We start from the raw sequence: 15,082 nt of genomic DNA on the forward strand, positions 1-15,082 counted from the left end.
ATATGGAGTCTTCTCGGGTACAGGCCCTAGAAAACCCATTTGGTCCCAAAGTATTGGGGATGTGATTGGTAAAGGTGTAAACCATGTGGTCGGTACCGGACGTAAAGCATGTGTCCGGTACGTACCAAACTTACTTGGCGGAGCGGACGGGACTCGAACCCGCGACCCTCGGCGTGACAGGCCGATATTCTAACCAACTGAACTACCGCTCCAAGTACATCGATTGCTACTTGTGTCACTTCTTACTACTCACAACTAGCCAAAAATTTTGGCGTCCCCAGGGGGATTCGAACCCCCGTACTCACCGTGAAAGGGTGATGTCCTAGGCCTCTAGACGATGGGGACCTGGACTACTACTTAAAACTAAGTGCTACTCTATTTTAAATGCTTGGTGGAGATAAGCGGGATCGAACCGCTGACCTCTTGCATGCCATGCAAGCGCTCTCCCAGCTGAGCTATACCCCCGTAATCTCGCTAAACAACTACAAGACATTCAAAACAACAATCCAAGATTTTATCCTATTTTTGTAAGGAAGCGCAAATTCTGCATTAGACGACCTTGGAAAGCCTTTCCACAGCCTCATCCTTACCCAAAACAACCAAGACAGAATCAATGGCTGGTGTCTGTGTGGTGGCAAATAATGCGTAGCGAACAGGCATTGCTAAGGCTGGCATTTTGATCTGATGCTTAGCCAATACTTCTTTAAAAGCTGCTCCATAAGCCGCTTTTGTATGTTCTGCGGATTGAATTGCTTCGATCAAATCCTTTAGCGCCGGAATAATTTCCGATGGAATGTTTGCGGCAATCTGTTCGGAGTTATGAGTAGGCGCTGGGAGATAGAAAAGTTTGGCACCCTCTGCAATTTCAATCAAGGTATTGGCTCGATCTTTTAAGAGCGCTACCACTTGAATAAAGTCAGGGCCGTTTTCAGTATCAATACCCAGCTCATGCGCAAATGGTTTTGTTGCCTCCGCCAAAACTACGGGATCGGCATTCTGAATATATTGATGATTGAGCCAAAGCAATTTCTCTGGATTGTGTTGTGCGGGTGACCTTCCTAGACTATCTAAATCAAACCAATTTACAAACTGCTCTTTGGTAAAAATCTCAGCATCACCATGTGACCAGCCTAGTCTCGCTAAGTAATTTAAGATTGCCTCAGGCAAGTACCCTGCTTTTTGATAATCACGCACACTCATTGCGCCATTACGCTTACTCATCTTTTCACCAGAGTCATTGAGGACGGTTGGCAAATGGGCGTATACCGGCGGAGTTCCACTAAGGGCTTTAAGAATATTGATTTGGCGTGGCGTATTGTTTACGTGATCGTCGCCACGAATAACGTGGGTAATGTTCATATCCAGATCATCGACAACCACGCAGAAGTTGTAGGTTGGCGTGCCGTCAGGACGAGCAATCACTAAATCATCGAGCTCATCATTGCTAATCTCAATTTTGCCTTTAACCGCATCATCCCAGATCACGGAACCACCAATTGGGTTTTTAAAGCGAATCACCGGTAAAACACCCTCTGGTATTGCTGGAAGTGTTTTACCTGGCTCAGGTCGCCATTGGCCGTTATAGCGAGGCTTTTCTTTATTAGCCATTTGCTGATCACGAAGCCGATTCAACTCCTCTTCGCTCATATAGCAAGGATAGGCAAGGCCAGCATCGAGCATCTGCTTAACAACCTCACGATAGCGATCAATGCGTTGCATTTGGTAAATCGGGCCTTCGTCTAAATCCAAGCCAAGCCATGCCATGCCTTCAATGATGACATCTACTGCTTCTTGGGTAGAGCGCTCTAAATCGGTATCCTCAATTCGTAAAATGAAGTCACCTTTGTTATGGCGGGCAAACGCCCATGGATACAAGGCGCTGCGGAGGTTGCCCAAATGGATAAAGCCCGTTGGACTGGGGGCGAAACGTGTACGTATATGCATAAAAGACATTATCTCAGGTCAGCTTTGAATTTTGCCATTTAGCACCCGAATGCTCAAAAAAGTGGATACTTTCACTTATGAATGAATTACTTGTATTTATATGTGATGGCGCCCCAGTCCGCGGGGAAATTGTTTCCATTAGCAGCGCTTGGCAGGCTGTTTTGGAGCGTCGCAACGATCCACCCGTAGTTAGGCGCATTCTCGGTGATTTTGTTGGCGCTGCCACCCTTCTCAGCGCCAGTCTCAAGTTTGACGGAACCTTGATTATTCAAGCTCAAAGCAAGGGCCCCATTCAGCTTCTCGTGGTGGAATGCAAGTCTGACCTCACCATGCGGGCTACGGTAAAACTGTCTGTTGATGCATCTACAATTAATCCGGATGCCACCCTAGGTGAGCTATTAGATGCCGACAATACAGGCCGCCTCGTTATCACCCTGGATCCATCTGATCGTCAGCCAGGGCAACCCCCTTACCAAGGTATTGTGGCCCTTCAGGAGCATCGTGGAACTGTGATTAAGCCAGTTACCAGCGCAGCCGAAGCGATTGCGCTGTATATGCAAAATTCCGAACAGCTTGACACCCGCATTTGGTTGGCATCAAACGATACCCATGTAGGCGGCCTCCTTTTGCAACGCCTGCCGGATTCTGGTGGGCATGCGCATTTAGATCCTCAACTCGCAGCTGAGGGCTGGTCACGCATCCAGACTTTGGGCGAGACCATCACCAATGAAGAGTTACTCACCCTTCCTCCAGAAACTATCTTGCGACGCCTCTTTTTAGAAGAGTCTGCAGAAAATGGCGTACGCAGTTTTCCACCCCGCCCCGTGCATTTTTCATGTCGTTGCTCACGCGCTAAGGTTGCGGATGTGCTTAGAATGCTTGGAGAGCAAGAAGTTGAAAGTATTCTGGCTGAGCAAGGTGCCGTTGAGACTGAATGTGATTTTTGTGCAAAAGCCTATCGCTTTGATGCGGTAGATTGCAGGCAGGTATTTAAAACTGATTTATTGGCAGACGCTACAAGACCGCCATCTAGCGGGCATTAAGTAGCGGTGATTATTGCTTGGTAGTTGCTGGCTTTACGCCGTCAGCAGCATTAGCCGCCGATTTTTCAGCTGGCAAAATCTGGACAAAGAATTCACCATCCTTGATCATTCCATGTTCAACTCGGGCCCGCTCTTCGGTGGCTCGTGTGCCGTCTTTTAAATCTTTAACATCGCCGGTTAACTTAGCATTACGCAAGCTGAGCAGGCTATTTTTGGCCTGCTGTAGCTCGAGCTGTTTTTCCATCTCATACACTTTTAGCCATCCACCCTTACCCAACCAAAGTGGGTACTGTATTGCGATGAGCAATAGCAGCATAGAGTAGATGACAATCCGCATAAAAAATAGAGTTGCTAGGTATTAACGTTTTAAGTTATAGAAAACAGACTTACCTGGGTAGGTAGCCACATCACCCAAGTCTTCTTCAATACGCAAGAGTTGGTTGTACTTCGCAATACGATCAGAGCGAGATAAAGAACCTGTCTTAATCTGCCCAGCGTTAGTGCCAACGGCGATATCCGCAATAGTGCTGTCTTCTGTTTCGCCTGAGCGATGAGAAATCACCGCAGTGTAATTAGCACGCTTAGCCATTTCAATGGCGGCAAAGGTTTCAGTCAAGGTGCCTATTTGATTGATCTTAATGAGGATTGAGTTAGCAATACCCTTCTCAATACCTTCTTTAAGAATGCGAGTGTTAGTCACAAATAAATCGTCACCAACCAACTGGATTTTCTTGCCCAATTTTTGTGTAATGTCAGCCCATCCATCCCAGTCACTCTCATGCATACCATCTTCAATCGATACGATCGGGAACTGATCAGCCAAATTGCCGAGATAGTCTGAGAATTCGCTTGAGGTCAATTGCAAGCCTTCGCCTGACAAGTGGTACTTGCCATCTTTATAGAACTCGCTAGCAGCGCAATCTAAGGCCAACAAGACATCTTCACCAGCTTGGTAGCCAGCACCTTCAATTGCCTTCATGATGGTTTGTAAGCACTCTTGATTGCTCTTGAAATTAGGGGCAAAGCCACCCTCATCTCCAACAGTCGTTGGCATACCTTGGGCGCCCAGAATCTTCTTCAGTTCGTGAAAGATTTCCGCGCCACAACGTAAGGCTTCGCGGAAGCTTTGCGCCCCCACCGGCATCACCATGAATTCTTGAATATCCAAGCTGTTATTTGCGTGAGCACCGCCATTGACGATGTTCATCATTGGAACGGGTAGCTGCATACCGCCAGAGCCACCGAAGTAGCGATACAAAGGCAAGCCAGCCTCTTCAGCAGCAGCCCGTGCCACAGCCATAGAAACAGCTAGGGTTGCATTAGCACCTAAGCGGGCTTTGTTATGGGTGCCATCGAGTTCGATCAAGGTGTGATCCAGAAAAGCTTGTTCGCTAGCATCAAGACCAAGGATGGATTCAGCAATTTCAATATTGATGTTTTGAACGGCCTTGAGAACGCCCTTACCTAGGTAACGCGCCTTATCGCCATCACGAAGCTCAATTGCTTCACGTGATCCCGTGGATGCCCCAGAAGGCACTGCCGCGCGTCCCATGACGCCTGACTCCAACAATACATCACACTCCACAGTGGGGTTACCGCGTGAATCTAAAACTTCTCTACCGATGATGTCAACAATGGCGCTCATGCACCTTCTCCTAAGTAAAAATAAATATGGGTTATTACTTGAAACTATCTTCTAAAAAAGAACCAGGCTTTTTAACTACAGCGTCGATGGCCACCAATGACTCCAGTAGCTCTTTCAAACGATTTAACGGCACAGCATTTGGGCCATCTGAAAGGGCTTTAGCTGGATCTGGGTGGGTCTCCATAAATAAGCCACTAATTCCAACAGCAACTGCGGCGCGGGCCAATACAGGGACAAACTCGCGCTGTCCACCGCTTGCATTGCCTTGGCCACCAGGAAGCTGAACGGAGTGAGTCGCATCAAAAACGACTGGGGCTTTCGCTTCACGCAAGATTGCCAAGCTACGCATATCTGAAACTAAGTTGTTGTAACCAAATGAAGCGCCACGTTCGCAAACCATAAATTGGTCTGGAAGATTCACTTCCGCAGCTGCTGCACGGGCTTTATCAATGACGTTGAGCATTTCATGAGGGGAAAGGAACTGACCTTTCTTAAAATTCACTGGCTTACCGCTTTGAGCGCATGCCCTGATGAAATCCGTCTGCCTGCATAAGAAAGCTGGAGTCTGAAGTACGTCGACCACTTTAGATACGGGTTCTATCTCGCTAATGTCATGGATATCTGTTAATACCGGCACACCGATCTCGCGCTTCACGCGAGCCAGAATCTCAAGACCCTTCTCCATTCCTAAACCACGGAACGAAGTTCCAGATGAACGATTGGCTTTATCAAAAGAAGACTTATAGATAAATGGGATGCCCAGTGCGCCGGTAATTTCTTTGAGCTCGCCAGCAATATCTAATGCCGACTGCTCTGACTCAATCACGCAGGGCCCCGCAATCAAAAAGAAGCGCTGATTTAAACCAACATCAAATCCACATAACTTAAATGCACTCATTTCGATCTCCTAGGCTGCTTGCTTTTCAGTGGCTTCTTGATGCAGCAGTGACGCCTTAATGAACGCAGAAAATAATGGGTGCCCATCGCGTGGAGTCGAAGTGAACTCAGGATGAAACTGCACACCAAAGAACCAAGGATGCATGGAGCTAGGCAACTCCATCATTTCAGGTAAAGACTCGTTAGGAGTTCTAGCAGAAATGATTAAGCCCGATTTCTCAAGGCGAGGTACGTAAAGATTGTTCACTTCATATCGATGGCGGTGCCGCTCGTTTACTTCAGCGCCATAGATTTCATGAGCCAAAGTACCTGCTTTTACAGGGCAGCGTTGTGAGCCTAAGCGCATAGTTCCGCCAAGATCAGATTCATTGCTGCGTTTCTCAACACGACCTTCACGATCAACCCACTCGGTAATGAGAGCAACAACTGGACTCTCAGTCTCTGGGTCAAACTCGGTGCTGTTTGCTTGGGCAATATTGGCAACGTGTCGTGCAAACTCAATGACCGCCAACTGCATACCTAAACAGATGCCTAGGTAAGGAATATTGTTTTCACGGGCAAAACGAATGGCGGCAATTTTGCCTTCAGTACCACGCTTTCCAAAGCCGCCAGGAACTAGGATTGCATCTAAATTCTGAAGGCAGTCGATACCATCTTTTTCAATCACTTCAGAATCAATGTAGTTGATATTGACGCGAGTGTGATTGTGAATGCCCGCATGACGCAAGGCTTCGATTAGTGACTTATAGGATTCCGTTAACTCAACATACTTGCCGACCATACCAATGGTGACTTCGTGTTGCGGGTTAGCTAATTCGTAAACCAAGTTTGCCCAAACGGATAAATCTGCAGGTTTAGCTTGGATATCTAATTCACGACAGATCAAATCATCCATTCCCTGCGCCTGAAGCATCTCAGGAATCTTGTAAATGGTGTCAACGTCCCAAACAGAAATCACTGCTTCTTCGCGTACGTTTGAGAACAAAGAAATCTTAGAGCGTTCATCTTCAGGAATCGGGCGATCAGCACGGCACAATAGTACCGTCGGCATGATGCCGATTTCACGTAACTTTTGTACTGAGTGTTGAGTTGGCTTGGTTTTAAGCTCCCCTGCACTTGCGATATAGGGAACTAGAGTCAAATGCACAAAGGCGCAGCTGTGCTTTGGAAGGCGGAGACTCATTTGACGAGCTGCCTCGAGGAATGGCAGGGATTCAATATCACCTACTGTTCCACCAATTTCACAAATGGCGATATCAGCATTGCCGTCATGGCTCGCTTTTGCGCCGCGCTCAACAAATGCCTGAATTTCATTGGTAATGTGAGGAATTACCTGAACAGTTTTCCCAAGGTACTCACCGCGCCGCTCTTTGCTAATGACGGACTCGTAAATCTGGCCAGTAGTGAAGTTATTGCTCTTACGCATTTTGGCGGATACAAAACGTTCATAGTGACCAAGGTCGAGGTCAGTTTCTGCGCCATCTTCTGTCACGAAGACTTCGCCATGTTGAAGTGGACTCATGGTCCCCGGATCAACGTTGATATAAGGGTCTAATTTTAGGAGGGTGACTTTCAGGCCGCGGGATTCGAGAATCGCGGCAAGCGAGGCAGCTGCGATTCCTTTCCCTAAAGAAGAAACCACACCACCAGTGACAAAAACGTATTTGGTCATCGCTTAAGCTCTGTTGGAAAAAGTAATTATAACGATAGCGACCCTGGAAGCAAAAATTCTTGGCTTGCTCAATAGCTCCAAGGGCTCGCGAGGAGACTGGCAAATATCTGCAACCTTTACGGGCTATTTTTTGCCAAATTGACTGCCTTTTAGTCTCACCGGACCAGGCCAAAAGTCCGACTAATACCCCTACTGTGACAGTTGGTGATATGCGAACTTTGCCATGCCATCCAAATAAACCCGAATAAGGCCTCTATTTGGGGTATTTTTAGAATATTTTTAGTAATTAAGTCTTATATAAGACATGAATTAGCAATTACAATAGACTGGATAGGGAAATAACCCTGCTTAGTCCTTACTGTTGATAACTCTTACCCAATAGGAAACACGATGCTAGAAGCTTACAACGCCCAAGTTGCAGAACGCGCAGCCCTTGGAATTCCAGCCCTCCCCCTGACTAAAGATCAAACGGCCGAACTGGTTGGTTTGTTAAAAAATCCTCCTAAAGGCAAAGAGGCGGAGTTGGTTGAACTGATTACGAACCGGGTACCTGCCGGTGTTGATGAGGCTGCCAAAGTAAAAGCAGAGTTTTTGGATGCTGTTGCCAAAGGCACAGAAAAATCCCCATTGATTTCACGTATTAAAGCAACGGAACTCTTGGGTACGATGCTTGGTGGTTACAACATTAAGCCTTTAGTTGAATTGCTCTCTGATGCTGAGTGCGCAGCTACTGCAGCAGCTGCATTGAAAAAGACCTTATTGATGTTCGACTATTTCCATGACGTTCAAGAATTAGCGGAAAAAGGGAACTCACTGGCTAAGGAAGTATTGCAAAGCTGGGCTGATGCCGAGTGGTTTACAAGCCGTCCTGCTGTTCCAGAGAGCATGAAGCTCACGGTCTTCAAAGTAACCGGTGAGACTAATACGGACGATTTGTCCCCTGCCCCTGATGCCTGGAGTCGCCCAGACATTCCATTGCACGCAACTATCATGTTGAAAAACCCACGTCCAGGCATTGAGCCAGACGAGGCTGGTGTGCGTGGCCCAATGAAGCAAATTGAAGCCCTCCAGAAAAAAGGTAATCAAATTGCTTACGTTGGTGACGTGGTCGGCACAGGCTCTTCACGTAAATCTGCAACGAACTCCGTGTTGTGGTGGACAGGCCAAGATATTCCATTTGTTCCGAACAAACGTTTTGGTGGTGTTTGCTTAGGCACCAAAATTGCTCCAATCTTCTTCAACACCATGGAAGATGCTGGCGCGTTGCCAGTTGAGCTAGATGTTTCCGATATGAATATGGGCGACGAAATTGAATTGCGTCCATACGAAGGTAAAGCCTTTAAAAACGGCAAAGAAATCGCTGCTTTCTCACTCAAGTCACCAGTGATTTTGGATGAAGTTCGTGCAGGTGGACGTATTCCTTTGATCGTAGGTCGCGGACTCACAGCAAAGGCTCGCGCAGCCCTTGGCCTACCAGCCTCTACTGAATTCCGCATCCCTGTTAGCCCACCTGATAACAAAAAAGGTTTCAGCTTGGCGCAGAAGATGGTTGGTCGTGCTTGTGGTCTCCCAGAAGGTCAAGGCGTACGCCCAGACACTTATTGCGAGCCACATATGACTACAGTCGGCTCACAAGATACTACCGGCCCAATGACACGCGATGAGTTAAAAGACCTTGCTTGCTTAGGCTTCTCCGCTGACTTAGTAATGCAATCGTTCTGTCATACATCGGCATATCCAAAACCGGTAGACATTCGCACTCACCATGAGTTGCCAGCATTTATGACTAACCGTGGCGGCGTTGCATTGCGTCCTGGTGATGGTGTGATTCATAGCTGGTTAAATCGTTTACTCTTGCCTGATACCTGCGGTACTGGTGGCGACAGTCATACCCGCTTCCCAATCGGCATCTCATTCCCTGCTGGCTCTGGTTTAGTTGCTTTTGCTGCTGCTACTGGCGTAATGCCATTGGATATGCCTGAGTCTGTATTGGCTCGCTTCAAAGGAAAAATGCAGCCTGGCATCACTTTGCGTGATTTAGTCAATGCAATTCCTTTGTATGCCATCAAAAAAGGTTTGTTAACTGTTGAAAAACAAAACAAGAAAAATATTTTCTCTGGCCGCATCTTAGAGATCGAAGGTTTGCCTGATCTGAAAGTTGAGCAAGCATTTGAATTGTCTGATGCTTCAGCTGAACGCTCTGCTGCTGGTTGTGCAGTTCAATTAAGCAAAGAGCCAATCATTGAATACATGCGCTCCAACATTACTTTAATGAAGTGGATGATTGCAAACGGCTACGAAGACAAGCGCACCCTAGGTCGTCGTATCAAAGCAATGGAAGCATGGATTGCTAAGCCTGAATTGCTTAAGGCTGATGCCAATGCTGACTACGCTGAGATCATTGAAATCGATATGAGCGAGATTAAAGAGCCAATCTTGGCCTGCCCTAATGACCCAGATGATGTGAAGTTCTTGTCTGAAGTTTCTGGCGAGAAAATCGATGAAGTATTTATCGGCTCTTGCATGACTAACATTGGCCACTTCCGTGCAGCAGGTCAAGTTCTTCAAGGTAAAAAGGATATGCCTACCCGCTTATGGGTAGCTCCTCCAACCAAGATGGACCAGATGGTTCTGACTGAGGAAGGCTACTACGGAATACTAGGCGCTACTGGTGCTCGTATGGAGACTCCAGGTTGCTCACTCTGTATGGGCAACCAGGCACAGATCCGTAAAGGCTCTACTGCAGTATCTACTTCAACACGTAACTTCCCGAACCGCTTAGGTATTGATACTCGTGTGTATTTGGCTTCTGCTGAGCTTTCAGCGGTTGCAGCACTCTTGGGTCGCCTACCTACTCCGAAGGAATATTTCGACCAAGTGGAATCATTGAATGCCAAAGCTGGCGAAGTTTATAAATACATGAACTTTGACAAGATTAAGTCATTCAGCGATGTTGCTGATACCGTGACAATTTAAGCATCAATCAATCCCCGAAGTTTGGGGAAACAAAAAAGGCGATCAGTTGATCACCTTTTTTCTTATCCAAATAATTTAGATGTTGAGTTTATTTTCTTGATGAGCGTTCTCACGGTTTAAGCCGGAAGCCCAGGTATTGGTCGGCAGCCCCGTCTTTTCAAGAATCAATTTAGCGCGCTTAGAAACCTCTTTCCACTCCACATCAAGTTGCGGTCCTTTAAAGGCAATCGCTACAACATTGCAATCATGGGATTCCGGAAATAAGAGCACGCGATTATCAAATGCTTCACAGATGTTATTCAGATTCAGGTCAAAACTCTTATGACGCGAGAACAGATTCACAGTCAAAACGCCGGGTGACTTCAAAATGTCATAGCAGCCTTGATAAAAATCTAAAGAGCTGGCAGCGGGTCCATCGCAAATGGCATCGTATAAATCTACCTGGACTGCGTCAAAATAATTGTGATAATGAGCGTTTTGTACGAATGCCTTGGCATCGGTCTGCAAGGTTTCTAGGCGACGATCATCATCAGGCGTGAAGAACATACTGCGTGCAGAAACAATCACCGCAGGATTTAGCTCTACTACAGTGGTTTTCACTGCCGGGCAATAACGATGTGCAAACTTGGTTAACGCACCAGTTCCTAGGCCCAGTTGGGCAATCCGCATGCCAGGCTTAGTTTCCAGAAAAAGAAGCCAGGCCATCATCTGCTGGTTGTATTCCAAATAGATTTCATCTGGATCTCGAATGCGCATGGCACCCTGAATCAGCTCGCTACCAAAATGGAGATAACGAACGCCCCCACTTTCAGAAAATGTGACCGGCTCCATGGCCAAAGATGAGTCTGACATGAATTATTTAGCCCAGACTCTAGCGTTACGGAATAGGCGCATCCAAGGGCTGGCACCATCTGGAGTGTCCAACCACGCCTTAGGCGCCCAACTCATCTGCACAGCCCTAAATACACGCTCAGGATGCGGCATCATCACTGTAAAGCGACCATCAGGCGTAGTCACCCCTGTTAAACCGCCAGGAGAACCATTGGGATTCATTGGATAGGTTTCAGTAGGATTGCCTTTGTGATCCACAAAACGCAGAGCCGCTAAACCTAGTTTCTGTAGCGCGTCTAAATTACCTTGCTGGCTAAAGTTGGCAAAGCCTTCACCGTGAGCAATGGCGATTGGCAGTTGACTGCCTGTCATGCCTTGCGTAAAGATCGAAGGCGAAGCCATTACTTCAGCCATAACCAAACGAGCCTCGTATTGCTCAGACTGATTACGCGTAAATTTAGGCCAAGCCTCAGCACCAGGAATAATTCCCGCTAAGTTGCTCATCATTTGGCAACCATTACAGACGCCTAGCGCAAAGCTATCTTGGCGATTAAAGAATGTGGAGAACTGATCGCGCAATTGGGCGTTAAAGAGAATGGTCTTTGCCCAGCCCTCGCCCGCACCCAATACGTCTCCATAACTAAATCCACCACAAGCCACTAGGCCACGGAAATCATCTAACTTCGCTTTTCCAGAAAGCAGGTCTGACATATGAACGTCGTAACTATCAAAACCAGCCCAGTTCATGGCATAAGCCATCTCTACGTGGGAGTTAACGCCCTGCTCGCGCAAGATGGCCACTTTAGGGCGAGCATTCTGATTAATGAATGGCGCCGAAATATCTTCAGCAACATCAAAGCTAAGCTTTGGAGACATGCCAGCATCAGCAATATCATCTAATAAAGAAAATTCACTATCGGCACAATCGGGGTTGTCACGCAAGCGCGCAATCTGATAGCTGGTATTGGCCCACATCTTCTGCAATACCTCGCGAGGCTCAGCAAAGATATTTTTAGCATCACGCCAAATTTCAATGCGGCCATTGGTATTGGGCTTCGCAATCACATGACTATAGGCGCTAAGACCCAGCTTACGCAGAACCGCGAATACCGCATCACGGTCTGCTTTACGAATCTGAATGACAGCGCCGAGTTCTTCATTGAATAAAGCGCGCAAAGTTTGCTCGTGACGTCGTCCAGATACTTGCTGTGCCCAGTTCTTTGCATCACCCCAATCTGCCTCTTGTCCAACATCGACAGCAATCATGTCTACGTTCATCGAGATACCGGTGTGAGATGCGAAAGCCATCTCAGCGATGCAGGCAAGTAATCCACCATCTGATCGATCGTGATAGGCCAGCAACTTATCTTCTTTACGTAACTCAATCAAGGCGGCTGCTAAGGCCTTGAGATCTTCTGGATGATCTACATTGGGAGCCGATTTACCGGATTGATTAAGCACTTGAGCCAGAATGCTTCCAGCCATACGGTTCTTGCCGCGACCCAAATCAATCAAGATTAATTCAGTTTCTAGGGGAGAACCAGACTCATCTTTCAGCTTTAGTAATGGTGTTGTGGTTTTGCGAACATCTTGTACTGCTGCAAATGCAGAAATAATCAATGAGACTGGTGAAACTACCTTCTTAGCCTGGCCGCCTTCTTGCCATGCGGTAGCCATGGATAAAGAGTCTTTACCAACTGGAATTGAAATTCCCAGAGCAGGACATAAATCCATGCCAATTGCCTGCACTGAGTCATAGAGCTTTGCGTCCTCACCAGGAGCGCCACATGCCGCCATCCAGTTAGCAGACAACTTGACATCTTCAAGACGACGAATATCGGCCGCCAGCAAATTGGTGATCGCCTCACCGACCGCCATCTTGGCAGCAGCAGGCGCATCAATAACAGCCAAGGGGGTACGCTCACCCATCGTCATGACTTCACCGCGATAACCCTTGTAATCCATCAGCGTGACTGCGCAGTCAGCAACCGGCACCTGCCAGGGCCCTACAAATGGATCGCGCGCATTCAGACCGCCAACAGTGCGATCCCCAATAGTGATTAAGAAGGATTTACTAGCAACAGTCGGTTGTTGTAAAACCCAGGCGATGCATTGAGCTAAATCGGCATCAGTCACATCAAGCTCGTCAAAGCTTTGCGCTACACGCTTCACATCGCGGTGCATGCGCGGCGGCTTACCAAGCAATACTTCCATTGGCATATCAATTGGCAAGGAGGCATCACTACCAGCAACTTCTTTGTTATCACTCAGTTGTAATTGACGCTCAGTGGTGGCCTCACCAACTACGGCAAATGGGCAACGCTCGCGCTCGCAGAGAGATTGAAATAAATCTAAATCCTTAGCCTCGATTGCGAGTACGTAACGCTCTTGAGACTCGTTACACCAGATTTCTGCAGGACTCATGCCACTTTCTTCAAGCGGCACTTTACGTAATTGAAATTGCGCACCTAAGCCTGCGCCATCCGCAAGTTCAGGGAATGCATTAGATACACCACCAGCACCTACGTCATGAATAGAAACAATCGGATTATTTTGACCCATAGCAATACAAGAATTAATTACTTCTTGCGCGCGACGTTCCATTTCTGGATTGCCACGTTGTACAGAGTCGAAATCCAAATCAGCTGTATTGGTGCCTGTTGTAACAGAACTACCGGTTGCCCCACCCATACCGATGCGCATACCGGGGCCACCCAATTGAATAAATAAGTGCCCCGCTTTAATTTGTTTTTTCGCGGTGTGAATAGAGTCAATGCTACCGATACCGCCAGCAATCATGATGGGTTTGTGATAACCGCGACGCACCCCTTCTAGGGTTTGCTCAAATACGCGGAAATACCCGCCCAAAATCGGACGACCGAATTCATTATTAAATGCGGCGCCACCCAATGGGCCATCAATCATGATTTGCAGCGGCGTAGCAATACGCTCAGGCTTGCCATACTTCTCGCTTTCCCATGGCAAATCTGTGCCTGGGATATTCAGATTAGATACTGAGAAGCCCGTAAGACCTGCTTTAGGTCGGCCGCCAACACCAGTGGCACCTTCATCACGAATCTCGCCACCAGCGCCTGTAGATGCGCCAGGAAACGGCGCTATTGCTGTTGGATGGTTGTGTGTCTCCACCTTCATCAGGGTATGGACTAAACGCGTATCTTTTTCGTAGAGACGATCTTGACCTTTTGGAACCCAGGTTTCTGACTCGCAACCCACCATCACAGCGGAGTTGTCAGAGTAAGCAACGATCGTACCTTCAGGTTGTAGTTGATGCGTATTGCGAATCATCGCAAATAAGGATTTTTCCTGATCATCACCATCGATAGTCCAGCTCGAATTAAATATCTTATGACGGCAGTGTTCACTGTTCGCTTGAGCAAACATGATTAACTCTACATCGCTAGGATTACGCTCTAAGCGGATAAAATTCTCAACTAAATAAAGCACTTCATCTTCTGACAGCGCAAGACCTAATTCTTGATTGGCTTTATCTAGAGCTGCCCTGCCTTCTGTAAGCACGGCGATTCGGACAAAGGCTCGATCAGGAAGAGATTGATATAAGGCACTCGCTTCGTTTGCATCAGAAATAACCGCCTCGGTCATTCGATCATGCAAGGCGGCTAATACCAATTGCTCTTGTTGTGCGCTGAGGGATTTTTTACTTTGCCACCCGTATTGAACTCCGCGCTCAATACGTAAAACATGAAGACCACATTGGCGAGCAATATCGCTTGCTTTGCTTGCCCATGGAGAAACTGTTCCAAAACGGGGAATCGCAATAGCGGATTGTTTTTCAGCAGCCTTGCTAAATAAGGAGCCGGTTACATTGATCTGAGATAAAAAAGGTTGTCCGTAAGTCAGCAGACTTTCGAGGACACCCCTATCTTTGGAATTGAGTTCAGACTCAGACCAAATGAAATGAAGGTATTGAGCCTCAATAGACTCAAGTTGAATTCCTTGGGCGGCGAGCGAGGCTAAAAGTCGCTGTTGGCGGAAGGCTGAGAGGGCATTTGCCCCGGGCAAGCAACAGAATGATGACATCCCAAGATTATAAGG

At 47.3% G+C, this 15,082-nt stretch carries 9 protein-coding genes and 3 tRNA genes; 2 read left to right on the forward strand and 10 right to left on the reverse strand.

Annotation, left to right across the window (positions count from 1 at the left end; translation table 11 throughout):
• Positions 1-135: 135 nt before the first annotated feature.
• From ICN12_RS08180 to gltX, 4 genes are all read right to left on the reverse strand, one after another.
• Positions 136-212, reverse strand: a tRNA-Asp gene (locus ICN12_RS08180).
• 57 nt (positions 213-269) lie between these two features.
• Positions 270-345 (reverse strand) — tRNA-Glu (locus ICN12_RS08185).
• A gap of 44 nt (positions 346-389) precedes the next feature.
• Positions 390-465 (reverse strand) — tRNA-Ala (locus tag ICN12_RS08190).
• An 84-nt stretch (positions 466-549) separates the two neighbouring features.
• Complete coding sequence (gene gltX / locus ICN12_RS08195) at positions 550-1,953, reverse strand: glutamate--tRNA ligase (protein WP_216272019.1); 1,404 nt, start codon at positions 1,951-1,953, stop codon at positions 550-552.
• Between the two features lie 68 nt (positions 1,954-2,021).
• Here gltX and hslO point away from each other — a divergent pair, with 68 nt between their 5' ends.
• Positions 2,022-2,987, forward strand: a complete 966-nt coding sequence (hslO, locus tag ICN12_RS08200) for an Hsp33 family molecular chaperone HslO (protein ID WP_216272020.1) — start codon at positions 2,022-2,024, stop codon at positions 2,985-2,987.
• A gap of 10 nt (positions 2,988-2,997) precedes the next feature.
• Here hslO and ftsB read toward each other — a convergent pair whose 3' ends face one another.
• From ftsB to pyrG, 4 genes are read right to left on the reverse strand one after another with little or no spacing between them, the layout of a single operon-like run.
• Positions 2,998-3,324, reverse strand: coding sequence for a cell division protein FtsB (gene ftsB / locus ICN12_RS08205; RefSeq protein ID WP_216272021.1), 327 nt, complete (start codon positions 3,322-3,324; stop codon positions 2,998-3,000).
• Positions 3,325-3,345: 21 nt separating this feature from the next.
• The gene (gene eno / locus ICN12_RS08210; protein WP_216272022.1) at positions 3,346-4,632 is read right to left on the reverse strand and encodes a phosphopyruvate hydratase; all 1,287 of its coding nucleotides are present in this window, start codon (positions 4,630-4,632) and stop codon (positions 3,346-3,348) included.
• A gap of 34 nt (positions 4,633-4,666) precedes the next feature.
• Positions 4,667-5,530, reverse strand: a complete 864-nt coding sequence (gene kdsA / locus ICN12_RS08215; RefSeq protein ID WP_216272023.1) for a 3-deoxy-8-phosphooctulonate synthase — start codon at positions 5,528-5,530, stop codon at positions 4,667-4,669.
• Between the two features lie 9 nt (positions 5,531-5,539).
• Complete coding sequence (pyrG, locus tag ICN12_RS08220; RefSeq protein WP_216272024.1) at positions 5,540-7,201, reverse strand: CTP synthase; 1,662 nt, start codon at positions 7,199-7,201, stop codon at positions 5,540-5,542.
• A 390-nt stretch (positions 7,202-7,591) separates the two neighbouring features.
• On the opposite strand from pyrG, the gene ICN12_RS08225 reads away from it, so the two are divergent.
• The gene (locus ICN12_RS08225; protein ID WP_216272025.1) at positions 7,592-10,177 is read left to right on the forward strand and encodes a bifunctional aconitate hydratase 2/2-methylisocitrate dehydratase; all 2,586 of its coding nucleotides are present in this window, start codon (positions 7,592-7,594) and stop codon (positions 10,175-10,177) included.
• Between the two features lie 75 nt (positions 10,178-10,252).
• Here ICN12_RS08225 and ICN12_RS08230 read toward each other — a convergent pair whose 3' ends face one another.
• The gene (locus ICN12_RS08230; RefSeq protein ID WP_255537767.1) at positions 10,253-11,029 is read right to left on the reverse strand and encodes a spermine/spermidine synthase domain-containing protein; all 777 of its coding nucleotides are present in this window, start codon (positions 11,027-11,029) and stop codon (positions 10,253-10,255) included.
• A 3-nt stretch (positions 11,030-11,032) separates the two neighbouring features.
• Positions 11,033-15,067 carry a phosphoribosylformylglycinamidine synthase gene (gene purL, locus ICN12_RS08235; protein ID WP_216272026.1) on the reverse strand — a complete coding sequence of 1,345 codons (4,035 nt, stop codon included), beginning with the start codon at positions 15,065-15,067 and terminating at the stop codon, positions 11,033-11,035.
• Between the last annotated feature and the right edge of the window lie 15 nt (positions 15,068-15,082).

The sequence above is a fragment of the Polynucleobacter sp. AM-25C3 genome (genome assembly GCF_018882335.1).
In the GTDB taxonomy this organism is placed as follows: Bacteria; Pseudomonadota; Gammaproteobacteria; order Burkholderiales; family Burkholderiaceae; genus Polynucleobacter.

Excerpts from the sequence above, each read along its gene's own strand:
- ICN12_RS08225 (WP_216272025.1), top strand. The coding sequence starts at position 7,592 with ATGCTAGAAGCTTACAACGCCCAAGTTGCAGAACGCGCAGCCCTTGGA.
- gltX (WP_216272019.1), bottom strand. The coding sequence starts at position 1,953 with ATGTCTTTTATGCATATACGTACACGTTTCGCCCCCAGTCCAACGGGC.
- pyrG (WP_216272024.1), bottom strand. The coding sequence starts at position 7,201 with ATGACCAAATACGTTTTTGTCACTGGTGGTGTGGTTTCTTCTTTAGGG.
- purL (WP_216272026.1), bottom strand. The coding sequence starts at position 15,067 with ATGTCATCATTCTGTTGCTTGCCCGGGGCAAATGCCCTCTCAGCCTTC.
- kdsA (WP_216272023.1), bottom strand. The coding sequence starts at position 5,530 with ATGAGTGCATTTAAGTTATGTGGATTTGATGTTGGTTTAAATCAGCGC.
- ICN12_RS08230 (WP_255537767.1), bottom strand. The coding sequence starts at position 11,029 with ATGTCAGACTCATCTTTGGCCATGGAGCCGGTCACATTTTCTGAAAGT.
- eno (WP_216272022.1), bottom strand. The coding sequence starts at position 4,632 with ATGAGCGCCATTGTTGACATCATCGGTAGAGAAGTTTTAGATTCACGC.
- ftsB (WP_216272021.1), bottom strand. The coding sequence starts at position 3,324 with ATGCGGATTGTCATCTACTCTATGCTGCTATTGCTCATCGCAATACAG.
- hslO (WP_216272020.1), top strand. The coding sequence starts at position 2,022 with ATGAATGAATTACTTGTATTTATATGTGATGGCGCCCCAGTCCGCGGG.